The following is a 22,022-nucleotide window of genomic DNA, read 5'->3' on the forward strand; positions in this document are numbered from 1 at the left end:
GATCGATCGGTCCCGGAACCCGAACCACGATGACGCCCGACGCGCCGGAACGCGCCCCGGCCGACGGGCCGAACCCGCCGAAGCCGGCTCCAGCCGCCGAGTCCCCGGACCCGCGCCTCGCCGCCCGCGAGGCCGGGCGCGCCGCGCGCGACTTGGCCCGGCATCTCCGGACCCTGGTGACCGCGGCCGGCCTTGGCCTCGCGCGCGGTGGCCGGGCCATTTCCGCCCGCGCGGCGGCACGGGCGCGCACGCGGTCGGCTTCGGTCGAGAGGCCGGCCGACACCGCCGTCCCGGAGGTCGATGGGCGCGTCGAGCGGCGGGGCGCCCGGACGATCCTCGGCCGCCGGCACCCGGCCCTGCTCGCCGCCGGCCTGGTGATCCTGCTGCCGGTCCTGGCGCTGGCGGTCTACCTGTTCGCGGCCCTGGTGACCCTGCCGCCGCTCGGGGGCGCCGTGGTCGAGACCGGCCAGCGGGCGATCACCGTGGAGGCCGACGACGGCCGGGTCTTCGCCACCCGCGGCAGCTTCCGCGGCCAGAAGCTCACGGCGGCCGACCTGCCGCCGCACCTCGCCCAGGCGATCGTGGCGATCGAGGACCGCCGCTTCTACAGCCACTGGGGCATCGACCTGCGTGGCCTCGCCCGGGCGGCGTGGCGCAATCTCCGCGGCGGCGGCGTGCGCGAGGGCGGCTCGACCATCACCCAGCAATATGTCCGCCTGACCTCCCTCAACCAGGAGAAGACGCTCTGGCGGAAGGTGCAGGAAGCCTTCCTGGCGCTGCGGGTCGAATCGACGATGAGCAAGGACGCGATCCTGCTCGGCTACCTCGATTCCGCCTATTTCGGCGCCGGCGCCTACGGGGCGGACGCGGCGGCGCGGCGCTATTTCGGCAAGCCCGCCAAGGCCCTGAACCTGCCGGAATCGGCGATGCTGGCCGGGCTGGTGCGGGCGCCCTCGCAGCTCGCCCCAACCCGCAACCTCGGCGGCGCCAAGGAGCGGGCCGACGTGGTGCTCCAGGCCATGGTCGAGACCGGCGCGATCACGCAAGCAGAGGCCGACGCCGCGCGCAAGCAGAGCGTGACCCTGAAATCGCCCCCCGAGGCGCCGCCCGGCACCAACTACTTCCTCGACATGATCGCGGGCGACGTGAAGCGCCTCGCCGGCACCGACGGCGACATGACGGTGCGCTCGACCCTCAACCTCGACCTGCAGAGTCTCGCCGAGGGCGTCGTCGCCCGCCGGCTCGACAAGGACGGCGCCCGCCGCAAGGTCGGCCAGGCCGCCATGTTGGTGCTGTCGAAGGAGGGCGCGATCCTCGCCATGGTCGGCGGCCGCGACTACGAGGACAGCCAGTTCAACCGCGCCGTCCAGGCCAAGCGCCAGCCCGGCTCCCTGTTCAAGCTCCTCGTCTACCTGACGGCCTACGAGAAGGGCTACACGCCGGAATCCGTGATGATCGACCGTCCGGTCCAGATCGGCGACTGGGACCCGGAGAACGACGACGGGCGCTACCGCGGGCCGGTGCCGCTGCGGACCGCCTTCGCGCTCTCGATCAACACCGTGGCGGCCCAGCTCGGGCAGGATGTCGGCATCCCGGCGGTGATCGCCACCGCGCGCAAGCTCGGGATCCAGTCGGACCTGCCGAACGTGCCGAGCCTCGTTCTCGGCTCGGGCGCGGTGAGCCTCCTGGAGATGGCCCGCGCCTACGGCTCGGTCCTGTCCGGGCGCACGCCGCTCCAGGCCTACGGCATCCAGGCGATCCGCGGGGCCGCGCCGCAGCCGCTCTACGTCCGTGCCGACGCGGCCCCGGGCCAGACGCTGGCGCAGGGGCCGCGCACCATGATGCTCGACTCGCTCCAGGCGGTGGTGGAATCCGGCACCGGCCGCGCCGCGCGGGTGCCGGGGCAGATCATCGGCGGCAAGACCGGCACGAGCCAGGACTTCCGCGATGCGTGGTTCGTCGGGATGACCCCCGACCTCGTGGTCGGGATCTGGGTCGGCAACGACGACGACAGCCCGATGAACCGCATGTTCGGCGGCGAGATGCCGGCCGGGATCTTCCACGACTTCATCCAGCGCGCCTCCGAGAAGCTCGCGAAGGGCAAGCCCCGCCCTTCGGCGGAGCGCGCCGAGCCGCCCCGGGCGCCGGCGCCGGCCCCCACGGTCGAGCCGGCCGCGGCCGGCGAGGTCCGCGGCGTGCCGGAGGTGATCGACACCGGCACACTCAACCTGCGCGGACGGGTCGTGCGCCTCCTCGGCGTCGTCGGCGAACGCGGCCATCTGGCCCGCCAGCTCGCCAGCTACCTGCGCCGCCGCGAGGTGGTCTGCTCCGGTCTCTCCGACGGGGCCACGGCCCGCTGCCGCATCGAGGGCGACGACCTCGCCGGGCTGATCCTGGCGGCGGGCGGCGCACGGGCCACGGAGGACGCGCCCCCGGACCTCCTGGGCGCGGAGGAGCAGGCCCGCGCCGAGCGGGTCGGCCTGTGGGGCCGGTGAGGGCTTAGGCCGCCCCGACCTTCGCCAGCGTCCGCGGGTCGGGGACGCCGTCGAAGTAGCGCGCCAGCGCCGCGGCGAAGAGCGGCTCCTCGGGCGCGGCGCGGGCGAACAGCGTCATGCTGGACCGGAACTTCAGATCGTCGGGCGACCCGAAGATCGCGTGGGCCGAGCGCCCGTCGACGGCGTTGACGGCGGCCGTGCAGGCGCGCAGGCGCGCGCCCAGCACCGGATGCGCCGCATAGGCCTCGGCCTCCGCCAGGGATCCGATCGCGTAGCGCTGCGCCATCGGGCTCGACCCGAGCCCGGCGATCTGCGGGAAGACGAACCACATCCAGTGGCTGCGCTTCGCACCGGCCCGCAATTCCGCCAGCGCGCATTCGTAGATCCCCTCCTGTGCGTCGACGAAGCGGCCGAGTTGGTGGCTGTCGGTCATGGCGCTGCTCCGGTGCTCGGTCCCGGTCCGTCAACGACGTTGCGCCGGTCCCGGATGCAGGCCGCGGAGACGGGCGGCCCCGATGGGTGTAAGGGCGGCCCATGCTCGGAACGCTTGTCGCCTTCATGGTCGCGAACCCGGCGATGAGCCACGCCCTGACGGCCACCCTCGAGACCGCCGGCCTGGCGGCCGCGCTGATGCTGCTGCGCAGTCCCCGCCCCGAAGGCATCGCGGCGCTGGTGGTCTCGACCTATTACTATGGCCGCGAGGCCGGGCAGCGGGAACACGACATCAAGCATGCCGGCTGGGATGCCGTGCAGGCGCATCTCGGCGCCGAGTTCCTGTACGGGTGGTCGCTGCCGAACCTGCAGCAATGGGTGGCGCCGACCTGCGCCGCCTGGGTGGTGGCGGGGGCGATCTACCTGATCCGGTCACGGATGGCGCGCGCGGCGCCCCTTCAGCCGCCGCGCCGCGGGTGCCCCTGACGGGCCGCCCGGCCATCCGTCGCGCGATCGAGCGCGGCGCCGGGCGCCGCGTTCAGGCGTGGGTGAACGGACCATCCGACGGCCCGATCTCGCTGCGGTCGCCGAGAAGCCGCCGGCCCGAGGCGATGATCTGGACCGTCTCGCGGCTGCCGCATTGCCGCCGTGCCAGGGCTTCCAGGTCGCGCAGGTAGTCGATCACCGGACCCCGCTGCCGGTCGCCCCGGCCGATCACCGGCTCGACCTTGGCGGTCACAAGCCCGGCCACCGTGTCCCAGAACTCCGCCGGTCGGATCGCGGCATCGCCAGTCGAAGGGTCGTGCATCGCTCGTCTCCTCCTGCCTCGCGGCGCTCGTTGTCGGACGTTTCCCCCGCCGGCGCATTGACCCATGTTGAAGGCGGCACCCCGATCCGTGCCGGCGCCGGGGGCTCGCGGCATCGTCATCCGCGCCCGGGCGGATCCGGTGGGCCGTGTCCGGTGCGACGCCCATAACGGATCGTGCCGCCGCGCAATTGTTTCGCATGGACGACAGGAAGACCGTATGCCCGCGGAGGCTGTGCCAGCGCATGATCGCTCGACCGCCGCGCCCGCGGCGCAGACCGGCTCGTCCGCCCCCGTGACGCCCCCGTGACGCCCCCGTGACGCTCCCGCGCCGGCACAGGCCCCCGCCGCGTCGGCGCCGACATCGCGCCGGCGTGACATCTGCGAAGACCTCGCGCGAAGGCCCTCGCGAAGACCTTGGACGGAGACAACCGCATGCCGCAGATCACAGTCGGAGGGATCGGGTTCCGCTACCTCCTCGAGGGGCCGGAAGGCGCTCCCGCCGTCGCATTCTCGAACTCGCTGGGTGCGACCCTGGAGATGTGGGACGCGCTGGTGCCGGCCCTGACCGGGCGCTACCGCACCTTGCGCTACGACACGCGCGGCCACGGCGGCTCGGAAACCCGGGATCAGCCCATCACGGTGACGGATCTGGCCGGTGACCTCGCGGGGCTGCTCGACGCCCTCGGAATCGGCAGGGCCCATCTGGTGGGCCTCTCCCTCGGCGGCATGACCGTGCAGGCCCTCGCGAGCGCCGAGCCCGAACGCGCGCTCAGCGCCACCCTGATGGCGACGGCGGCCCATATGCCGAGCCCGCAGAGCTGGGAGGAGCGCGCCGCGACCGTTCGCGCCCAGGGACTGGCGGCCGCGGTCGAGGCGACGCTCAGGCGCTGGTTCACGCCCGGCTTCGCGCAGCGCGATCCTGCGGCGATCCAGGCGATCCGTGAACGCTTCGTCGCCTGCGATCCGGCGGGCTACGCGGTGTGCTGCGGGGCGATCGGGTGCATGGATCTCCGGCCGGCGCTCTCCGCGATCACCGCGCCGACCCTGGTGATCGCCGGGCGCGACGACCCTTCGACACCCCCGGCCATGGCCGAGGAGATCTGCGCCGGCATCGCCCAGGCCGAACTCCTCGTCCTGCCCCACGCCGCCCATCTGCTGGCCGTCGAGCGCGCCGAGGCCGTCGGAGGCTATCTGCGGGCCTTCCTCGACCGCGCGTCGCGGGACGCCTAGGCAGCCCTCAGGGCCGCTCCGGTCGATGATGGCGGGCAGCGCCGCATCGACCGGTTGCCGCGGGAATCCCGTTTCAGTGACAGGATAGGCCGGCTTCCGCGGGCGACATCCCCCGCGCCAGCCGACGCCCGGTGTGCAGCAGGGCCTGTCGGATGAGGGTCACGGTCGTCGGATCACCGTCCTGAACCGCCAGACGATAGGCGACGATCAGCGTGTCGCCGATCTCGCCGAGCAGGTCCGCGGCGCCCGCATCGGCGGCCTGCCCGTCCCCTTCGGCGCCCAGGGCGGGCGCATCCTCCGCCGATGGCCGTGCGGCGTCCCCGTGCGGCGCCTCCGCGATGGCGCACAGATCCGCGAGCCCGAACCTGTTCGCTCCGTCTTCCGGTGGGTCGTTGCGCATCGTCTTGGCCCTCAACCATCGTGAGGTTGCACTCACAGGTTGAGAAGCGTCAACCGGCCTCCGGGCCGTCGATGAGCGGTCGAGCGTCGCAGCCCGGTTGCGCCGCGCGGCTATCGGGCAGGCCCGTCCGGGACCTGGCGACAGGGCGGGGACAGGGGACGGGGGATAGAGGATTTTCGGGCCGCAGCCGAACCGGGTTGAGGATGGGGCTGCGAATTTACCCGCGGTTAACCACAACTTTTACGTGCAGGCTCGGTCCTGCAGAGCCCCGCGCGAAGTTGAAGGCCCTGTCGAACGCAGAAGGGCTCCCGCGGCCATCTCCGCGGGAGCCCTTCTCATCGGTGCTCCACTGGGAGCGACCGGCCCGTTTTACTTGATGAGGGCGATGAGAGCCTTGCCGGCCTTGGAGTTCAGCTCCTTGGCATCGAGGGTGCCGTCATTGTCCGGATCGGCCATCTTGAAGCGCTCGCCGACCGCCGCGAGGTACTCCTTCTTGTCGAGGGTGCCGTCGCTGTCCGGATCGGCCCGCTTCACGCCGGCCTGGCTGAGGCGGCCCTTCAGCTCGCGGGCGTCGAGGGTCCCGTCGGCGTCCTTCTCGAGACGATCGAAGGTCGCGGAGGCCACCGCCTCCACTTCCTTCATGTCGACGGTGCCGTCGTTGTCGGTGTCGATCATCTTGACGGCGCTCGCTCCGCCCATCGGCTTCGCCAGCGCGGCCGGAGCAGAGAGGCCGCACACCGCGAGGGTCACTGCCGCGAAGCCACTGATGAAACGAAGGGTCATTGCCAGATGCTCCCGAAAAATTATGCCCGATCTTCCTAGTCGCCGACTCCTCATGCTGCAAGTGCGAAATTGCGCCCCGAGGGCAGATCGGCGCGGCTCGGGGGGCACGGACATAGAGAAAGGGGCCGGCTGCAGCCGACCCCTGAAGAGAGCGCATAGTCGCCGGACGGCGCGCGGCGGCGCGTTTCAGTATCCGTCGCCGCGCCGAATCACCGGAGCTTTACCGAATCACGGCCGGCGGCCCGGGCGATCCGCGAGAGAGGCGCCGGCGAGATGGATCCCGAAAGCCCTAACCGGCCGCGGGACCGCCGCCCGGGACAATTCCCACCGCACGTCCGGTCAGGCGAGGGTCGCGAGATCCTGGAACCAGTGCTGCGCCTGGATGTAGTTCTTCACCCGCGGCGAAAGCGCGTGCGGATTGGTGTCGTGGACCACCCAGACCTGCACGGCATCGTCGACGACGATCTCGTGGATGCGCGCCAGCAGCCTGTTCTGCTCAGCCACATCGAGGCTCGCCTTGACCTTGTCGCAGAGGGCGTCGACCTCGGGATTGCGGTAATGGCTCCAGTTCACCCCGTTCGGGGCGATCTGCCGCGAATCGTAGAAGCGCAGGATCGCGTAGAACGGGTCCGAGGTGACGTAGGCGATGTTGCCGGCGCTCACGCCCTTGAGGCTCGGATCCGCGGCGCCCTGGCGCCACGCGGTGTAGGCCACCTCCAGCTCGACGGTCTTGAACTCCACCTGGATGCCGACCTCCGCCCAGCTCTGCTGGACGAACTCGTTGATCGGCAGCGACAGCATCTGCCCCGTCCCCCCGGTCGGGATCAGCACCGTGGCCTTCACGGGGTTCTTGACCGAGTAGCCGGCCTCCTCGACGAGTTTGCGGGCCTGATCCACGTCGGTCTTGATCTTGAAGCTCGGCTTGCCGAACCACGGGCTCGATTCCTGCACCTGCCCGACGGCCGGCTGGGCGAGACCGCCCATCAGTTCGACGACGCCCGCGCGGTCGATGGCGAGGTTGGCGGCCTTGCGCAGGCGCAGGTCGCGCCAGGGGGAGCCCTCCAGCATCGACAGGTGGTAGTTCCAGACATGGGGCGTCTCGTTGCCCACCACCCGCATGCCGGCGGCCTTCAGGCGCGGCACCGCGTCGGGCGCGGGCGATTCGATCAGGTCGACGCTGCCCGACAGGAGCGCGTTCACCCGGGCGAGATCCTCGGGCACGCAGGTGAGGGTCAGCTTCGCGAGCTTCGGGACCCGCTTCGGGTTCCAGTAGCCGACGTTCGGCAGCAATTCGAGGCGCACCCGCGGCACCAGCTGCCCCAGCCGGAACGGCCCGGTCCCCGAGGGGTCGAAGGCGAACTTCGCCCAGTCCTTCCCGACCTTCTCGTACTGCGCCGGCGATGAGATCAGGAACCAGAGCATCTGGTAGGGGAACAGGCTGTCGGGCGTCTTCGTGAAGACCTGGACGGTCTTCGCGTCGAGCTTCCGGTAGCTCGCGACCCCGGGCAGGCGCGGCCGGACCTGGGCGGCCTGCCGCTGGTCGAAATGCGGCGCCTCCTTGTTCAGCACCTTGTCGAAGTTCCAGATCACCGCGTCGGCATCGAAGGTCGAGCCGTCGTGGAAGGCCACGCCCTCCCGCAGGTGGAAGGTCCAGACCTTGGGATCGGCCGGATCGGCCTCCCAGGCGGTGGCGAGCCCGGGCACCATCCGGCCCGGCCGGTCCGCGACGTCGAGTTCCCAGGCGACCAGGGGATCGTAGAGGGTCAGGCCGGTGAACTGGTAGCCGCCGGCCCCCCGGTCGGGCTGGCCGGTGGTGAGCGGCAGGTCGGTCATCGAGATGCCGTAGGTCAGGGTGCCGGGGGCCGCGCCCTGCGCGCCGGCCCGGCCCGCCGCCCCGAGCGCGGCGAGGGCGACGCCCCCGGCCATCAGGGATCGGCGTGTCGGCTTGATCGGGTCCATCGTGTCTCTCGGCTGAAGGCGCGGGCGTCGCAGGGCGCGGCACCCGCCTTCAGGCGCGCGGCGGCGCTGTCCGGACCGTGCCCCCATGCGGCACACCGAATGATGCATGCATCATGCCCGACGGGCCGGGCCCCGGGTCCGCTCCGGTCAGACCTCCCAGACCTGGCCGGGTCTGAGGGCGAGGAACCGCCCGGGCGCGATGCCGGCCCCGCCGAGGGCGGCCGTCAGCGCCTCCGCGGGCCGCTCGACGCCCTCGTCGGTGAGTTGGAACGTGCCCCAGTGGTGGCCGAGGGCCTGCTCGGCGCCGAGCAGCGCGAAGGCCCTCACCGCCTCGGCCGGATCGACGTGCTGGGCCTGCATGAACCAGCGCGGCTCGTAGGCCCCGATCGGCAGCGTCGCGAGGCGGGGCGGCCCGAAGCGGGCCCGGATGTCGGAAAAGAGCGATCCGTCGCCGAAGCCGGTATCGCCGACGTGGTAGTGCACGCCGCGGGGCGAGGTGATCACGAAGGCGCACCACAGCGCCATCCGCCGGTCGTTCACGCCCCGGGCCGACCAGTGGTTGGCGGGCACGAGATGGACCTGCAGGCCGTCGCCGAGATCGACCGACTGCCCCCAGTCGCGGGTCTCGACATGCATCGTGTCGTCGTAGCCGCGCAGGATCGTGTCGTTGCCCAGCGGCGCCACGATCAGCGGCTGGTGCGCCTGCCAGATCCGGGCGAGGCTCGGCCCATCGAGATGGTCGTAGTGATTGTGGGTGACCAGCACCGCATCGATGGGCGGCAGGTCGGCGAAGGCGATGCCCGGCGGGTTGACACGCTTCGGCCCGGCGAACCGGACCGGGCTCGCACGCTTGGCGAAAACCGGGTCGATCAGGATGTTCCGGCCGGCGACCTGCACGAGGTAGCTCGCATGGCCGATCAGCACGACCCGCAGGCCCGCCACGCGCTCGGGCGGCCGGTCGGCGGGATAGGGGCTGGGAAAACTCTTCGGCCAGGGCTCGCGCTGCCGCTTGGCCTGCCAGCGCAGCACGTCGGACAGCGCCTTGTCGGTGGCCTGCTCCGGCAGGAAGAACCGCAAACCGTCGAAATGGTCGGAGGTCGGGCCGCGGTAATAGGGGTTCCGGCCGCGCCGGTGCGCGGCATAGCCGACACCGCCGAGCGTCATGACCGTGGCCGCACTCGCGACCGTGAGCAGGCTGCGCCGTTTCATGGATCCGAGATGGCCGGATCCGGGGGCCGGTCAAGCGCCCGGGCGGCGCGACGGGGAGCCTCAGGCGCCTGCGGGACGCCGCCGGCTTACTCCACCATCTCGGCGGCGAGCGACAGGCGCGCCCGGTAGACGATCTTGCCGACGCCGTCGCGGACGCAGGCGACATAGTCCTGACGCTCGACATCCGGCAGCATGTCGCGGGCGATCGCCGACATGATGCGGGTCACCTTGGCGCGGGCGGCGGGGAGGTCCGGCAGGTCGAAGCCGACCTCGTCGTGGATCGGCTGCGAGCCGTCGTGCAGGTCGATGAAGAAGCGGGGCATCGGCTCGAAGCGTCTCAAAGAGAAGTCGTTCGCCGAGAAGATTGATCTTGCTATGGTTAATGATGCCTTAAATTTCAGGTTTTGAGGCCGCTCGGTCGCTCGGCCGACGCCGCCGCTGCGACGATCGGAGGGCGCGCATCGGGCAGTCCGGCGAAGGGCCCGTCCGGTGGATTGCGCCCGTCCTGGGCCTCAGACCGACGAGCTTTTTTCGGGATGAAGGGCGGACTGGAGATCCGCCGCCGCAGCGCCGATGGGCAGCGCGTTGGCCCGGGTTGGGCCCGTTCCGAGGGCCGGCTCGGCGCACGAGAGAACCGCGAGAGAGATTCGCGGGAGAAAACTAACGGAGCCGCGTCCGGCGCGGACGTCCCGGCCCGGACGAGCGAGGGCACGGGCTGCCTCGATCGGGCGACGACCGTTCGACAGGCCGCGCCCGACCCTTCAGCCGGGATCGTCGGCGGGCTTCTCGCCCGGGGGCGCGAACAGATCCTCCGGCGCCGCCACGGTGACGCGGCGCTGCGCCATGTCGAGCACCGGCACGAAGGCCTTGGTGAAGGGCAGGAGCGCCGTGGCGCCGCCGTTCGGAGGGCGCAGCTCCAGAAGATCGCCGCCACCGTAGTTCGGCACGGCCACGATCGTCCCGACGAGTGTCCCGGCCTCGTCCACCGCCGTGGCGCCGATCAGGTCGGCCGTATAGACCTCGTCGTCGTCCTCGGGGGCCGTCAGGCGGTCGCGGGGGATGAACAGGGCGACGCGGTTGAGCGCCTCGGCGGCGCTGCGGCCGGAGACGCCCTTCACCCGGGCGATCAGCATGTCGGGTGATGAACCGGGGGCGAGACGCACGTCGGCGAGCGTCAACGACCGTCCGTCCGCGGTTAGCAGGGCGCCGTAGCCGGCGATCGCCCGCGGATCGCCGGTGTAGGATTTGAGCCTCACCTCGCCGTTGAGGCCGTGCGCCCGCCCGAATTCGCCCAGCAGGACGAGGTTCGGATCGGGCGGCACGGGGAGCGGCGCCGGCTTGGGGGCCGGCGCCTTGGGCGAGGTCGCCGCATCGGGGGCGATCTTGCCGATCGCCGAGTTCGTGCGGCCGCGGCGGCCGCCGTCGCGGGGCGTGGAACCTGCGGGGCGGCGCGCCATGATCGGGCGCCTTACGCGGCGGCGTCCTCGGCGGGCGCCGCGGCCTTCTCGGCGCGCTTGGCGGCGCGCTCCTTGGCCTTCTCGCCCGGCTCGGCCTTCTGCGGGTTGTTGCGGGTCGGGCGCTTGGCGAGACCGGCCTGGTCGAGGAAGCGCAGGACGCGGTCGGTCGGCTGCGCGCCCTTGGCGAGCCAGCTCTGGATCTTCTCGTTGTCGAGCACGATGCGGGCCGGATCGTCCTTGGCCTTCATCGGGTCGTAGGCGCCGACCTTGTCGATGAAGCGGCCGTCGCGGGGGGCGCGGGCGTCGGCGACGACGATGCGGTAGTACGGGCGCTTCTTGGCGCCACCGCGGGTGAGACGGATCTTGAGGGCCATGGTCTACTACTTTCGCTGTTGCTCGATCTGGGACTCGTGGTCCGCCTTGATCGACTGGTGGTGCCGAATGACTTCCTTGACCACGAAGGCCAGAAATTTCTCGGCGAAGTCGGGGTCGAGCTTGGCCTCGACCGCGAGCTTGCGGAGCCGGGCGACCTGACGGGCCTCCCGGTCCGGATCGGAAGGGGGGATCCCCTTTCGGGCCTTGAGCTCGCCGACCCGCTGCGTGCAGCGGAAGCGCTCGGCGAGGAGATGGATCAGCGCCGCATCGAAATTGTCGATGCTCTCCCGCAGGCGCGCGAGTTCGGGATCGACGGCTTGAGCGGAGAGGATGCTCATTTCTTCTTCCCCGGCATGAACCCACCGAGACCCGGCAGCTTCGGACCGCCCAGGCCCGGAAGTCCGGGAAGCTTGGGCATTCCGCCCCCGCCCAGGCCCGGCGGCATCGGCGGCAGCTTGCCGCCGAACTGCTTCTCAAGCTGCGCGATCTGCTCCGGCGTCGGCTCCGGCATGCCGGGGGGCAAGCCGGGCATGCCGCCGCCCATCCCACCGCCGCCGAGGCCGAACATCGAGCCGAGCGCCTGCCCGATCCCGCGCTTGCCCTGGCCCATCGCCTTCATCATGTCGGCCATGGTCCGGTGCATCTTGAGCAGCTTGTTGATCTCGGAGACGTCGACCCCCGAGCCCGCCGCGATGCGCTTCTTGCGGCTGTTCTTGAGGAGGTCGGGGTTCTTCCGCTCCTGCGGGGTCATCGACGAGATGATCGCCCGCTGGCGCTTGAACATCTTCTCGTCGAGGTTGGCGCCCTCGACCTGCTTCTTGATCGCGCCCATGCCGGGCAGCATGCCCATCAGGCCACCGATGCCGCCCATCTTCTCCATCTGGGCGAGCTGCATGGACAGGTCCTCAAGATCGAACTTGCCCTTGCGCATCTTCTCCGCGGTGCGGAGCGCCTGCTCGTGGTCGATGGTCTCGGCCGCCTTCTCGACCAGCGAGACGATGTCGCCCATGCCGAGGATGCGGTTGGCGACGCGGGCCGGATGGAACTCCTCCAGGGCGTCGACCTTCTCGCCGACGCCGACGAGCTTGATCGGCTTGCCGGTGACCGCGCGCATCGAGAGCGCCGCGCCGCCGCGGGAATCGCCGTCCATGCGGGTCAGCACGATGCCGGTGACGCCGAGCCGCTCGTCGAAGGCGCGGGCGGTGTTGACCGCGTCCTGGCCGGTGAGCGCGTCGGCGACCAGCAGCACCTCGTGCGGCCGGGTCGCGGCCTTCACCTCGGCGGCCTCGGCCATGAGGCCCTCGTCCACCGTGGTGCGGCCGGCGGTGTCGAGCATCACCACGTCGAAGCCGCCGAGGCGGGCGGCGTCCATGGCGCGCTTGGCGATCTGCACCGCCGACTGGCCGGCGATGATCGGCAGGGATTCGACGCCGACCTGCTTGGCCAGCACCGCGAGCTGCTCCATGGCGGCCGGGCGGCGCGTGTCGAGGGAGGCGAGCAGCACCTTGCGCTTCTCGCGGTCGGAGAGGCGGCGGGCGATCTTGGCGGTGGTGGTGGTCTTGCCCGAGCCCTGCAGGCCGACCATCAGGATCGGCACCGGCGCGGGGGCGTTGAGGTCCACGGTCTCGGCATCGGTGCCGAGCATCGCCACGAGCTCGTCGTTGACGATCTTCACGACCATCTGGCCGGGCGTCACCGACTTCAGCACGACGGCGCCGACGGCCTTCTCCTTCACCCGGTCGGTGAAGCCGCGGACCACCTCCAGGGCGACGTCGGCCTCCAGCAGGGCGCGCCGCACCTCGCGCATGGCGGCGGTGACGTCGGCCTCGGTGAGCGCGCCGCGGCGCGTCAGCCCCGAGAGGATGCCGGAGAGGCGGTCGGACAGGCCTTCGAACATGATCCTAGAGCCCCGCCGTCACTGTTCGAGCCCGGCGCGCTCGACGCGGCGGGCCTGCAGGGCCGCCTCGAAGCCGCGCACCGCGCTCGCGAACTTGTCCCGGCACTCCGGGTTGCAGAAGCCGACCACGGCCCCGTTGTAGAGGGTCAGCGAATCCGCCGAGATCGGCTTGCCCGACCACGGGCAGGTCTCGTTGATCGCGTCCTCGATGTTCAACGCTTCTTGATCGCGCGTCATGGGATGCCTCGGCCGGCGGATCCCGTCGCCGCGAATCGGCCAACACCCATCGCGCCCGAGGGCGCGGACGCGCTGTCGGGCGTTGACCTCCGGTCTCATGGGACCGGTCGGCTTGGCATCGGTCGATCTGCAACGGATCGGGAGGGCGGGGCGTAGCGGTACACGGCCGGAAAGTCAATTTTCCGGCCCCGCCGCCGGCGGCGTCGTGCCGGAATGGGCGGCCGATCGAAGTGCGGCTTTACCGAACGTTAAGCATGTTCGGATTGTCTTCGTGCCATATTCGCTCAGGACGCCCTCCGATGTCGGAACCCGCCCGCTCCCTCTCGCCGACCGAGTCCGGCAGCTTCCCCGCCACCGGCCCGCTCCGCGACTGGCTGGCGGCGATGAAGGCCCACGCGCCGACGGAGACGCACGGCGACGCGCGGCCGGCCGAGGCCCAGCCGGAACCGAAGCGGGTCCGCGGCGGCGAGGCGGCGTGGTCGCCCCGGGTCGTGCCGGCCCCCGAGGCGCCGCGGGTGGCGACCGAGGATCCCGACATCGCCGAGCTGATGGCCGAGAACCTGATGCTCAAGGCCAAGCTCCGCGTGGAAGCCGGGCGCCAGGACGAGTTGCAGGCGATCCTGGCCGAGGAGATCCGGACCCTGCGCGAGCACATCCGCGACGAGATCGGCTCGCTGGAGGATCTGCGGGCCGAGCAGGAAGAGATCCGCATCGAGCGCGAGGAGTTCCGCGGGGAGCGGGAGCGCTTCCGGATCGAGCGCGAGGAGATGCGCGCCGAGCGCGACCGGGCGCTTGCGGACCGCGACGCCCTGCGGTCCGAGCGGCTGACCCTGGTCGGCGAGCGCGATGCCCTGCGCGAGGAGCGCGACTTGTGGCGTGCCCGGACCGAGGCGCTGGCCCAGCCGCTGTTCCAGTCCCAGCGGCGCTGACGCGGCATCCGAACCCCGAAACGACGAAGGGCCACCCGCGAGGGTGGCCCTTCCATTGCCGAACCGTGCTGTCCGGCGGAACTGTCCCGAGATCGGGTCTCTGACGCGTCTTAGAGCGACGCGCCGGAGGCGACGGTCCAGGTCCGATGAGCCGAGACACACGGCTGATGACAATGAGACACTGGATCACCTCCTTTCGTTGGTTGCGGGTGACGCGAAGGTAAGTGGCCGCGCCCGGCTTGTGAAGCCCCGCGCCTGCGCCCGTTTGTCCTCTCCCGGCCCGCGCTTCCCCGCATCTCCGGCGGGGCGTATGACGGGTGCCCCGAGGTCAGCCCGTACCGCCTTGAACGCGCCCTTCGCCAATCCGCAACGTCCCGCCGACGAGGCCGCGCTCGATCCCGACGCGATGCGCCAGCCTCTGGGCAATGCGTGGTACTGCGTCGGGCAGGCCCGGAGCCTCGGCACGGCAGGCAGCCGGACGGGGCTGCGGGCCGTGGAACTCAACGGCGAGCAGATCGTGCTGGGCCGCGCCCCCGACGGCATGCCCTTCGCGCTGCGCGACCGCTGCCCCCATCGCGGCATGGCCCTGTCGAAGGGCCGCTTCGACGGCGATACCCTGATGTGCCCGTTCCACGGCTGGCGCTTCGGCACAGACGGGCGCTGCCGCGATGTCCCGACCCTGTCGGAGCACGACGCGGCCGACTTCTCCCGCATCCAGGTGCAGCGCTTCCCCATCCGCGAGAGCGCCGGCTTCCTCTGGGTCAACCCGCATATCGGTCCCGCCACCGGGGCTGTGTCGGAGGTGCCCACACTGGATTTCGCGCCGGCCGGCTCCCTCGTGGTCGAACTCGTGGTCGAGGCCTCCTTCGACCTCACCACCCTGAGCCTCGTCGATCCCGGGCACGTCGCCTTCGTCCACGATTCGTGGTGGTTCCGGCCCTCGAAGCAGCTCCGCGAGAAGGTGAAGACCTTCCAGCCGGTGCCCCACGGCTTCGTGATGACGAGCCACGCCACCACGACAAGCTCGCCGGTCTACCGCCTGCTCGGCGGCGTTCCCGAGGTGGAGATCGAGTTCCGCCTGCCCGGCGTGCGGCTGGAGCGCATCCGCGCGGGTGAGAAGCGGGTGGCGAACTACACCTTCGCGACGCCGCTGACGCCGGACCGGACGCTGCTCACCAACGCCCTCTACTGGAGCATGCCGGCCCTGAACCTGCTCAAGCCGGTGGCGCGCCCACTGATGCGGCAGTTCCTCACCCAGGACCAGCAGGTGCTTCAGCACGCGCAGGACGGGCTCGACCGCAAGCCCACCATGGTCCTGTTCGGCCAGGGCGACCTGCCCTCGCAATGGTATTTCCGGCTGAAGCGCGAGGCCCTGGAATCGGCCCGCGACGGGCGCCCGTTCGTCAACCCGCTGGAGCGCCGCGAGCTGCGCTGGCGCTCCTGAGGCGCGTCTACCGCGCCGTCGCGTCGTCCCGGCAGGGACGGATCGCCTCCGGCTTCGGGCGCGCCTCCGGCGCGGGCGCCGCGAAGACCGCCAGATAGGCCCCGTCGGTCAGCGGCTGGAAGCCGGTCTCCCGGTAGCCGGCGGCGGCGAGTTCGCAGCGCAGGAGCGCCGGCGGGGTGCCGTGCCGCGAGGGGATCGCGTCGGCATCCACGATCCCGACGCGGCCGCCCGGACGCATCGCCGCAGCGAGATTGTGGAGCAGGCCGAAGGGCTGGGTGATCTCGTGGTACATGTGCACGAGGATCGCCGCATCCACCGAGGCCGGCGGCAGGCGCGGATCGTGGGGCTCGCCCCGCACCACCGTGACGTTTTTCAGCGCCTTCACCCGCGTCTCCAGGGCCGACAGGTAGGCGGGCGTCACGTCCTCGGCGAGCACGCGGCCCGCCGGCCCGACCCGGGGGCTCAGCCGCACCACGTAGTAGCCGCTGCCGGCGCCGATATCCGCCACGGTCTCGCCGGGGGCGATGCCCATCCCCTTGGCGACCTGCTCGAACTCGCCGGCTTTGTCCCGCTCGGCCTCCGAGGACCAGCGCGGCGCGACGATCTCGGCCACCGGCCGGTCGGGCCTGGGAAAGGCGCCCGCGGGCGCACCCGGGGGGCCCAGCGGCTCGGCGGCGAGGGCCGGGCCGGCCAGGGCGACGGAGAGGACAGCGAGGGCACGGATCATGGCCGACAACCCGCGGGGGGCCCCGACGGTGCCGGGTCCGTTGACCGTGCCGCACCCGTCACGCCATCAAGCGCCATGACACGCGCGGACACGCCCTGGCGGGCCACGATCCTCACCCTCTATCCGGAGATGTTCCCGGGCCCGCTGGGCGTCTCCCTGTCGGGCGATGCCCTGGCGCGGGGCGACTGGACCCTGGAGGCCCGCAACATCCGCGCGCACGGCCTCGGCCGCCACCGCTCCGTGGACGACACGCCGGCCGGCGGCGGCGCCGGGATGGTGCTACGCTGCGACGTGCTCGGCGCCGCCATCGACGCTGCGACCGGGGCGGAGGATCCGCGCCCGCGCCTGCTGATGTCGCCGCGGGGCCGGCCGCTCACCCAGGCCCGCGTCCGCGACCTCGCGGCGGGACCGGGCGCGCTGATCGTCTGCGGCCGCTTCGAGGGCGTCGACGAGCGCGTGATCGCCGGACGCGGCCTGGAGGAAGTCTCGATCGGCGACTACGTCCTGTCCGGCGGCGAGATCGCCGCCCTGGTGGTGCTCGACGCCTGCGTACGGCTCCTACCTGGCGTGATGGGCAAGATGGAATCCGGCGTCGAGGAGAGCTTCGAGGGCGGCCTTCTGGAATATCCGCACTACACGCGGCCCCGCGCGTGGGAGGGACGCGCGATCCCGGACGTCCTCTCCGGCGGCAACCATGCCGCCATCGCCCGCTGGCGGCGGGCGGAAGCCGAGCGGATCACCGCCGAGCGGCGCCCGGACCTGCGCGCCGGGGGCGACCCCGGTCAGGCCGGCTCGAGGTCGATCACCGGGCCGTCGCGGTCGTAGTCCAAGGGATCGAGCTGCAGCGGCTGCGGCACGAGCCGCGGCGTCCGGCTCGCCAGCACGACGCGGGGTATTAAGGCCCCAATAACCAAGAGAAGAACTGACCAAATCGCCAATATCGCGGCGCTGTGGAAAGACATCGGCGCACCTCAAACGCAACGCGGCACCGCATTAAGGCTAACGGGCCTGGATTAATCGACTGTTCCCCGCGTCTCGACGCATTGTCCCGGGCAGGGGCATCGACGCGAAGACTGCTGACGGAACAAGCGCTTGCAAGCCGGCGGGTTTCGGCGCATGCGCGAGCCGGGACACGTCTCCCCGCGGAGGAGCGTCCCTCTGCAAGGATGGATCCGTCATGACCAGCCGCCCCACGCAGCGCCCGCGCGTGCCTCATTTCTCCTCCGGCCCCTGCGCCAAGCGGCCCGGCTGGTCCCCGGCCGCCCTGGCCGACGCCGCGCTGGGCCGGTCGCACCGCTCGCCCCTCGGCAAGGCCAAGCTCGCCCGGGCCATCGACCTGACGCGGTCCGTCCTGCAGGTGCCCGCCGGGTACCGGATCGGCATCGTGCCGGCTTCCGACACCGGCGCCGTCGAGATGGCGATGTGGACGATGCTCGGGCCGAAGCCCGTCGAGGTCGCCGCCTGGGAGGCGTTCGGCAAGGAATGGGTCACCGACGCGCTGAAGCAGCTCAAGATCGCGCCCCGCATCCACCAGACGTCCTACGGGATCCTGCCGGACCTCGCGGCGATCGACACCCAGCGGAGCGACGTGGTCTTCACCTGGAACGGCACCGCGGCCGGGGTGAAGGTGCCGGACGGCGACTGGATCGCGGCGGACCGGGAGGGCCTGACGATCTGCGACGCGACCTCGGCGGCCTTCGCCCAACCCCTGCCCTGGGACAAGCTCGATGTCGTGACCTTCTCCTGGCAGAAGGTGATGGGCGGCGAGGCGGCGCACGGCATGCTGATCCTCTCGCCCCGCGCCGTGGCGCGGCTGGAAAGCCACACGCCGTCCTGGCCGCTGCCGAAGATCTTCCGCCTCACCAAGGACGGCAAGCTGATCGAGGGCATCTTCAAGGGCGACACGATCAACACGCCCTCGATGCTGGCGGTGGAGGACTATCTCGACACCCTGGACTGGGCCGAGCGGATCGGCGGACTGCCGGCGCTGCACGCGCGGGCCGACGCCAACGCCCGGGCGATCTACGACTGGGTCGCCCGGACGCCCTGGATCGCGCCGCTGGCCGTCGATCCCGCCACCTACTCCAACACCGGCGTCTGCCTCGTGATCGCCGATCCGGACGTGCTCGCCCGGGGCGATGCGGCGGTCTCGGCCTTCGCGGCGGGGATCGTGGAGCGCCTCGACCGCGAGGGCGTCGCCCTCGACATCGGCGCCTATCGCGACGCCCCGGCGGGCCTGCGGATCTGGTGCGGCGCCACCGTGGAGACCGCCGATCTGGAGGCGCTCACGCCCTGGCTCGACTGGGCCTTCGCGGAGGAGAAGGCGGCGCTGACGCGGGCGGCGTAAAAGCGTCGGGGTCGATGCCCGGTCGCAGCCCCGCATCGTCATCGCGAGCGCGGCGCAGCGAAGCGATGACGGCCTGACTAAAAAACCCCGGCCCTTTCGGAGCCGGGGTTTTCGTTTGCCTGGACGCGGCCCCGCAGGGCCGCGCCGTCCCGTCTCAGTAATTGTAGGCGCGCTCGCCGTGATCGGCGATGTCGAGGCCCTCGCGCTCCTCTTCCTGCGTGACACGCAGGCCGATCGTCACGTCGACGAGCTTGTAGAGGATCGCCGAGCCGAGGCCCGACCACAGGAGCGTCAGGCCGACCGCCTCCGCCTGGATGATGACCTGGCTCACCATGTCGTAGGCACCGACCGCCAGCTCGCCCGGCTTCGAGGTGTAGTCGGGGATGCCGACGCCGCCGAGGTTCGGATCGACCAGGATGCCGGTCGCGAGCGCGCCCAGGATGCCGCCGACGCAGTGGACGCCGAAGACGTCCAGGGAGTCGTCGTAGCCCAGCGCGTTCTTCACGGTGGAGCACATCACGAAGCAGACCACGCCGGCGACGAGGCCGAGCACGATCGAGCCCATCGGGCCGGCGAAGCCGGAGGCCGGGGTGACGGCCACGAGGCCGGCGACCGCGCCCGACAGCATGCCGAGCAGCGACGGCTTGCCCTTGAGCGCCCACTCGGCGAACAACCACGCCACGGCGGCGCCGCAGGTCGCCACGAAGGTGTTGAGCATCGCCAGCGCGGCGGTGCCGTTGGACTCGAGGTTCGAGCCGGCATTGAAGCCGAACCAGCCGACCCACAGCAGCGAGGCGCCGATCATGGTCATGGTCAGCGAGTGCGGGGCGAGGAGGTCGCGGCCGTAACCGATGCGCTTGCCCATGATCAGGCAGCCGACGAAGCCCGCGATGCCCGCGTTGATGTGGACCACGGTGCCGCCGGCGAAGTCGAGGGCGCCCTTCTGGAAGAGGAAGCCGGCATCCTTGTTGACCGCGTCGAGGGCCGCCTGGGCGGTCGCCTTCGAGGCGTCGTCGGTGGCCGCGGCCAGCGCCTTGGCGGCGTTACCGACGGCGTCCGGGCCGGCCCAGTACCAGACCATGTGGGCCATCGGGAAATAGATGATCGTGACCCAGAGGATCGTGAACACCACCAGCGCGGAGAACTTCATCCGCTCCGCGAAGGCGCCGACGATCAGCGCGGGCGTGATCATGGCGAACGTCATCTGGAAGCACAGATAGGCGTATTCCGGGATCACGACGCCGTTCGAGAAGGTCGCCACCGTCGAGTTCGCGTCGATGCCCTTCAGGAAGGCCTTCGAGAGACCGCCGACGAAATCGTTGAGGCCGCCGCCGTTGGTGAAGGCGAGGCTGTAGCCGTAGAACACCCAGAGCAGGCCGACGATCGACACGATCGCGAACACCTGCGTCAGCACCGACAGCATGTTCTTGGTGCGCACGAGGCCGCCGTAGAACAGCGCGAGGCCGGGGATGCTCATCATCAGCACCAGGGCCGAGGAGATCATCATCCAGGCCGTGTCGCCCTTGTTGGGGATCGGCGACGGCGGCGGCGAAGCGGCTTCCGGGGTCGGCGTCTGTGCGAGGGAGGGCTCGATCAGGAGGGCGGCGATGGCCGCCCCTCCCAAGCCGAGCATGAGGGCATGACGAAGTTTCATGGGCACGTGGCTCCCGGTCTTAAATCCGTGTTGTGTCAGAAGGTCTCGACATCGGCGGGCCCGGACGCGCCGGGCCGCGGATCAGAGGGCGTCGGCGTCGGTCTCGCCGGTCCGGATGCGCACCGCCTTCTCCAGCGGCATCACGAAGATCTTGCCGTCGCCGATCTGGCCGGTGCGGGCAGCCCCGGCGATGGCGTCGATCACGCTGGACGTCAGGTCGGAGGCGACGGCGACCTCGATCTTCAGCTTGGGCAGGAAGCTCACCGCGTATTCCGCGCCGCGGTAGATCTCGGTGTGGCCCTTCTGGCGGCCATAGCCCTTCACTTCCGTCACCGTCAGGCCGTGGACGCCGATTCCGGTGAGCGCGTCGCGCACCTCCTCGAGCTTGAACGGCTTGATGATGGCCATCACGATTTTCATGGGCGACGCCCCCTTCGAAGTCCTTGGGAACCGTTGCCGTCACCCGACTGCGGGATGGCCCGGCCCGGACCATCCGCAAGCTCGGGATGACCCGCGGTCGCAAGCCGCTATTCAAGGACTATGCCAGTCGCGCTTGGCTGGGAACATTTTCGCGGATCGTCATTCTGCCCATCGATTAGCCCGGATCGATCACATCCCGGGCAGACCCGGCGCAGGAGCCGCACAACGATCAGGCAAACTGCACGATTCCGTGCACACAGCGATGTTGCGGATCGGCAACGCACGCGCCGGATCGCGTTTTAATCCCGGATCGGGCGGATCAAACCCTCCTGGGCGACCGAGGCCACGAGGTTGCCGGCCCGGTCGAAGATCTGGCCCCGCGCGAAGCCGCGGGCGCCGCCCGCGACCGGGCTGTCCTGCGCGTAGAGGAGCCAGTCGTCGATCCGGACGGGCCGGTGGAACCAGAGCGCGTGGTCGAGGCTCGCGGCCTGGATCGCCGGATCGAACACCGACCGGGCGTGCGGGATCAGCGAGACGTCGAGCAGGGTCATGTCGGAGGCGTAGGCCAGCACGGCCCGATGGAGCGCCGGATCGTCCGGCAGCGCCGAGGCCGCGCGCAGCCAGACATTGAAGATCGGGTCGGGGGCCCGGCCGCCCGCGCCCGCGGGCAGGTAGCGGTTCAGGTCGACCGGCCGCAGGGCGATCGGCCGCTCGCGACCGAAATAGGCCGCGATCGCCTCCGGCATCCCGGTGCCGCCGGCGGCCGCCAGGGCCTTGCCGTCGAGGAGCCCCTCCGGTCCGGCCACCGCGGGCATCGCCGGCTGGTGCGTCAGGCCCTCTTCCACGACCTGATAGGAGACGGTCGTGGCGAAGATCGCCCGCCCGTGCTGGATCGCCTTGACCCGGCGGGTCGTGAAGCTCCGTCCGTCCCGGATGCGCTCGACCTCGTAGACGATCGGCGTCCGGGGGTCCCCGGGCAGGAGGAAGTAGGCGTGGAGGGAATGGGCCGGGCGGTCGTCCGGCACCGTCCGGGTCGCGGCGACCAGCGCCTGCGCCACCACCTGCCCGCCGAAGACCCGCCGCCAGCCCGTCTTGGGGTTCTGGCCGCGGAACAGGTCGACCTCCAGGCGCTCCAGATCGAGGATGGCGATCAGCTCGGCGACGGCATCCGTCATCGCGTCGGTGTTGGCGTCGGTCATGACCCGCGGGGTTTCCGTTC

23 protein-coding genes are annotated in these 22,022 nt (G+C 71.2%); 7 read left to right on the forward strand and 16 right to left on the reverse strand.

What is annotated here, in order from left to right; translation table 11 throughout:
• Positions 1–29: 29 nt before the first annotated feature.
• Positions 30–2,495 (forward strand): PBP1A family penicillin-binding protein, encoded by a 2,466-nt coding sequence (locus P9K36_RS20865; protein WP_278305917.1) that lies wholly within the window; start codon positions 30–32, stop codon positions 2,493–2,495.
• 4 nt (positions 2,496–2,499) lie between these two features.
• Here P9K36_RS20865 and P9K36_RS20870 read toward each other — a convergent pair whose 3' ends face one another.
• A complete protein-coding gene (locus P9K36_RS20870; protein WP_278305918.1) occupies positions 2,500–2,928 on the reverse strand; it encodes a DUF1810 domain-containing protein in 429 nt (142 codons plus the stop codon).
• Between the two features lie 101 nt (positions 2,929–3,029).
• On the opposite strand from P9K36_RS20870, the gene P9K36_RS20875 reads away from it, so the two are divergent.
• Positions 3,030–3,413 (forward strand): hypothetical protein, encoded by a 384-nt coding sequence (locus tag P9K36_RS20875; RefSeq protein ID WP_278305919.1) that lies wholly within the window; start codon positions 3,030–3,032, stop codon positions 3,411–3,413.
• Between the two features lie 52 nt (positions 3,414–3,465).
• On the opposite strand, the gene P9K36_RS20880 is transcribed toward P9K36_RS20875, so the two are convergent.
• Positions 3,466–3,735 carry a hypothetical protein gene (locus tag P9K36_RS20880; RefSeq protein ID WP_043381144.1) on the reverse strand — a complete coding sequence of 90 codons (270 nt, stop codon included), beginning with the start codon at positions 3,733–3,735 and terminating at the stop codon, positions 3,466–3,468.
• Between the two features lie 432 nt (positions 3,736–4,167).
• Here P9K36_RS20880 and pcaD point away from each other — a divergent pair, with 432 nt between their 5' ends.
• Positions 4,168–4,965, forward strand: a complete 798-nt coding sequence (pcaD, locus tag P9K36_RS20885; RefSeq protein ID WP_278305920.1) for a 3-oxoadipate enol-lactonase — start codon at positions 4,168–4,170, stop codon at positions 4,963–4,965.
• Between the two features lie 73 nt (positions 4,966–5,038).
• Here the strand turns inward: pcaD and P9K36_RS20890 are convergent, their stop codons facing one another.
• The 10 genes from P9K36_RS20890 to P9K36_RS20935 form a co-directional block, all read right to left on the reverse strand.
• The gene (locus P9K36_RS20890; RefSeq protein ID WP_043381150.1) at positions 5,039–5,365 is read right to left on the reverse strand and encodes a hypothetical protein; all 327 of its coding nucleotides are present in this window, start codon (positions 5,363–5,365) and stop codon (positions 5,039–5,041) included.
• A gap of 369 nt (positions 5,366–5,734) precedes the next feature.
• The gene (locus P9K36_RS20895) at positions 5,735–6,148 is read right to left on the reverse strand and encodes a histidine kinase (RefSeq protein ID WP_043349950.1); all 414 of its coding nucleotides are present in this window, start codon (positions 6,146–6,148) and stop codon (positions 5,735–5,737) included.
• Positions 6,149–6,487: 339 nt separating this feature from the next.
• Entirely contained in the window at positions 6,488–8,107 is a 1,620-nt protein-coding gene (locus P9K36_RS20900) for an ABC transporter substrate-binding protein (protein ID WP_278305921.1), read from the reverse strand.
• A gap of 147 nt (positions 8,108–8,254) precedes the next feature.
• Positions 8,255–9,316: an MBL fold metallo-hydrolase gene (locus P9K36_RS20905; RefSeq protein ID WP_043349954.1), complete on the reverse strand. Its 1,062-nt coding sequence runs from the start codon at positions 9,314–9,316 to the stop codon at positions 8,255–8,257.
• Between the two features lie 86 nt (positions 9,317–9,402).
• Positions 9,403–9,639, reverse strand: coding sequence for a hypothetical protein (locus P9K36_RS20910; protein WP_043349956.1), 237 nt, complete (start codon positions 9,637–9,639; stop codon positions 9,403–9,405).
• A 438-nt stretch (positions 9,640–10,077) separates the two neighbouring features.
• Positions 10,078–10,773 (reverse strand): ribosome maturation factor RimM, encoded by a 696-nt coding sequence (rimM, locus tag P9K36_RS20915; protein WP_278305922.1) that lies wholly within the window; start codon positions 10,771–10,773, stop codon positions 10,078–10,080.
• Between the two features lie 11 nt (positions 10,774–10,784).
• Positions 10,785–11,147 carry a 30S ribosomal protein S16 gene (gene rpsP, locus P9K36_RS20920; protein ID WP_020092607.1) on the reverse strand — a complete coding sequence of 121 codons (363 nt, stop codon included), beginning with the start codon at positions 11,145–11,147 and terminating at the stop codon, positions 10,785–10,787.
• A gap of 6 nt (positions 11,148–11,153) precedes the next feature.
• The gene (locus tag P9K36_RS20925; protein WP_043349961.1) at positions 11,154–11,486 is read right to left on the reverse strand and encodes a chorismate mutase; all 333 of its coding nucleotides are present in this window, start codon (positions 11,484–11,486) and stop codon (positions 11,154–11,156) included.
• Positions 11,483–13,045: a signal recognition particle protein gene (gene ffh, locus P9K36_RS20930; RefSeq protein ID WP_043349964.1), complete on the reverse strand. Its 1,563-nt coding sequence runs from the start codon at positions 13,043–13,045 to the stop codon at positions 11,483–11,485. The genes P9K36_RS20925 and ffh overlap by 4 nt, the downstream gene beginning before the upstream one ends.
• 18 nt (positions 13,046–13,063) lie before the next feature.
• A complete protein-coding gene (locus P9K36_RS20935; protein ID WP_043381159.1) occupies positions 13,064–13,282 on the reverse strand; it encodes a glutathione S-transferase in 219 nt (72 codons plus the stop codon).
• A 299-nt stretch (positions 13,283–13,581) separates the two neighbouring features.
• On the opposite strand from P9K36_RS20935, the gene P9K36_RS20940 reads away from it, so the two are divergent.
• Both P9K36_RS20940 and P9K36_RS20945 read left to right on the forward strand, forming a co-directional pair.
• Positions 13,582–14,211: an ATPase gene (locus tag P9K36_RS20940; RefSeq protein ID WP_182592850.1), complete on the forward strand. Its 630-nt coding sequence runs from the start codon at positions 13,582–13,584 to the stop codon at positions 14,209–14,211.
• 310 nt (positions 14,212–14,521) lie between these two features.
• Entirely contained in the window at positions 14,522–15,655 is a 1,134-nt protein-coding gene (locus P9K36_RS20945; protein WP_278305923.1) for a Rieske 2Fe-2S domain-containing protein, read from the forward strand.
• Between the two features lie 7 nt (positions 15,656–15,662).
• Here the strand turns inward: P9K36_RS20945 and P9K36_RS20950 are convergent, their stop codons facing one another.
• A complete protein-coding gene (locus tag P9K36_RS20950) occupies positions 15,663–16,382 on the reverse strand; it encodes a methyltransferase domain-containing protein (RefSeq protein ID WP_278305924.1) in 720 nt (239 codons plus the stop codon).
• Positions 16,383–16,457: 75 nt separating this feature from the next.
• Between P9K36_RS20950 and trmD the strand changes: the two genes are divergently transcribed.
• On the forward strand, positions 16,458–17,207 hold the full coding sequence (gene trmD, locus P9K36_RS20955) for a tRNA (guanosine(37)-N1)-methyltransferase TrmD (protein ID WP_043381166.1): 750 nt from the start codon (positions 16,458–16,460) through the stop codon (positions 17,205–17,207).
• A 352-nt stretch (positions 17,208–17,559) separates the two neighbouring features.
• A complete protein-coding gene (locus P9K36_RS20960; protein WP_278305925.1) occupies positions 17,560–18,729 on the forward strand; it encodes a phosphoserine transaminase in 1,170 nt (389 codons plus the stop codon).
• A gap of 154 nt (positions 18,730–18,883) precedes the next feature.
• Here P9K36_RS20960 and P9K36_RS20965 read toward each other — a convergent pair whose 3' ends face one another.
• From P9K36_RS20965 to tesB, 3 genes are all read right to left on the reverse strand, one after another.
• Positions 18,884–20,383 carry an ammonium transporter gene (locus P9K36_RS20965; protein ID WP_043381174.1) on the reverse strand — a complete coding sequence of 500 codons (1,500 nt, stop codon included), beginning with the start codon at positions 20,381–20,383 and terminating at the stop codon, positions 18,884–18,886.
• Between the two features lie 81 nt (positions 20,384–20,464).
• Complete coding sequence (locus P9K36_RS20970) at positions 20,465–20,803, reverse strand: P-II family nitrogen regulator (RefSeq protein ID WP_010683623.1); 339 nt, start codon at positions 20,801–20,803, stop codon at positions 20,465–20,467.
• A 299-nt stretch (positions 20,804–21,102) separates the two neighbouring features.
• Positions 21,103–22,002 (reverse strand): acyl-CoA thioesterase II, encoded by a 900-nt coding sequence (tesB, locus tag P9K36_RS20975; protein WP_078947062.1) that lies wholly within the window; start codon positions 22,000–22,002, stop codon positions 21,103–21,105.
• Positions 22,003–22,022 lie beyond the last annotated feature (20 nt).

The sequence above is a fragment of the Methylobacterium sp. 391_Methyba4 genome, from assembly GCF_029691625.1.
In the GTDB taxonomy this organism is placed as follows: Bacteria; Pseudomonadota; Alphaproteobacteria; order Rhizobiales; family Beijerinckiaceae; genus Methylobacterium; species Methylobacterium fujisawaense.

Bases quoted from the DNA above. Each gene is read 5' to 3' on its own strand.
- P9K36_RS20880 (WP_043381144.1), bottom strand. From the start codon at position 3,735: ATGCACGACCCTTCGACTGGCGATGCCGCGATCCGACCGGCGGAGTTC.
- P9K36_RS20895 (WP_043349950.1), bottom strand. From the start codon at position 6,148: ATGACCCTTCGTTTCATCAGTGGCTTCGCGGCAGTGACCCTCGCGGTG.
- P9K36_RS20925 (WP_043349961.1), bottom strand. From the start codon at position 11,486: ATGAGCATCCTCTCCGCTCAAGCCGTCGATCCCGAACTCGCGCGCCTG.
- P9K36_RS20945 (WP_278305923.1), top strand. From the start codon at position 14,522: ATGACGGGTGCCCCGAGGTCAGCCCGTACCGCCTTGAACGCGCCCTTC.
- P9K36_RS20870 (WP_278305918.1), bottom strand. From the start codon at position 2,928: ATGACCGACAGCCACCAACTCGGCCGCTTCGTCGACGCACAGGAGGGG.
- P9K36_RS20900 (WP_278305921.1), bottom strand. From the start codon at position 8,107: ATGGACCCGATCAAGCCGACACGCCGATCCCTGATGGCCGGGGGCGTC.
- P9K36_RS20875 (WP_278305919.1), top strand. From the start codon at position 3,030: ATGCTCGGAACGCTTGTCGCCTTCATGGTCGCGAACCCGGCGATGAGC.
- P9K36_RS20970 (WP_010683623.1), bottom strand. From the start codon at position 20,803: ATGAAAATCGTGATGGCCATCATCAAGCCGTTCAAGCTCGAGGAGGTG.
- ffh (WP_043349964.1), bottom strand. From the start codon at position 13,045: ATGTTCGAAGGCCTGTCCGACCGCCTCTCCGGCATCCTCTCGGGGCTG.
- P9K36_RS20905 (WP_043349954.1), bottom strand. From the start codon at position 9,316: ATGAAACGGCGCAGCCTGCTCACGGTCGCGAGTGCGGCCACGGTCATG.
- P9K36_RS20865 (WP_278305917.1), top strand. From the start codon at position 30: ATGACGCCCGACGCGCCGGAACGCGCCCCGGCCGACGGGCCGAACCCG.
- rpsP (WP_020092607.1), bottom strand. From the start codon at position 11,147: ATGGCCCTCAAGATCCGTCTCACCCGCGGTGGCGCCAAGAAGCGCCCG.
- P9K36_RS20950 (WP_278305924.1), bottom strand. From the start codon at position 16,382: ATGATCCGTGCCCTCGCTGTCCTCTCCGTCGCCCTGGCCGGCCCGGCC.
- P9K36_RS20960 (WP_278305925.1), top strand. From the start codon at position 17,560: ATGACCAGCCGCCCCACGCAGCGCCCGCGCGTGCCTCATTTCTCCTCC.
- tesB (WP_078947062.1), bottom strand. From the start codon at position 22,002: ATGACCGACGCCAACACCGACGCGATGACGGATGCCGTCGCCGAGCTG.
- P9K36_RS20940 (WP_182592850.1), top strand. From the start codon at position 13,582: ATGTCGGAACCCGCCCGCTCCCTCTCGCCGACCGAGTCCGGCAGCTTC.
- rimM (WP_278305922.1), bottom strand. From the start codon at position 10,773: ATGGCGCGCCGCCCCGCAGGTTCCACGCCCCGCGACGGCGGCCGCCGC.
- pcaD (WP_278305920.1), top strand. From the start codon at position 4,168: ATGCCGCAGATCACAGTCGGAGGGATCGGGTTCCGCTACCTCCTCGAG.
- P9K36_RS20890 (WP_043381150.1), bottom strand. From the start codon at position 5,365: ATGCGCAACGACCCACCGGAAGACGGAGCGAACAGGTTCGGGCTCGCG.
- P9K36_RS20935 (WP_043381159.1), bottom strand. From the start codon at position 13,282: ATGACGCGCGATCAAGAAGCGTTGAACATCGAGGACGCGATCAACGAG.
- trmD (WP_043381166.1), top strand. From the start codon at position 16,458: ATGACACGCGCGGACACGCCCTGGCGGGCCACGATCCTCACCCTCTAT.
- P9K36_RS20910 (WP_043349956.1), bottom strand. From the start codon at position 9,639: ATGCCCCGCTTCTTCATCGACCTGCACGACGGCTCGCAGCCGATCCAC.
- P9K36_RS20965 (WP_043381174.1), bottom strand. From the start codon at position 20,383: ATGAAACTTCGTCATGCCCTCATGCTCGGCTTGGGAGGGGCGGCCATC.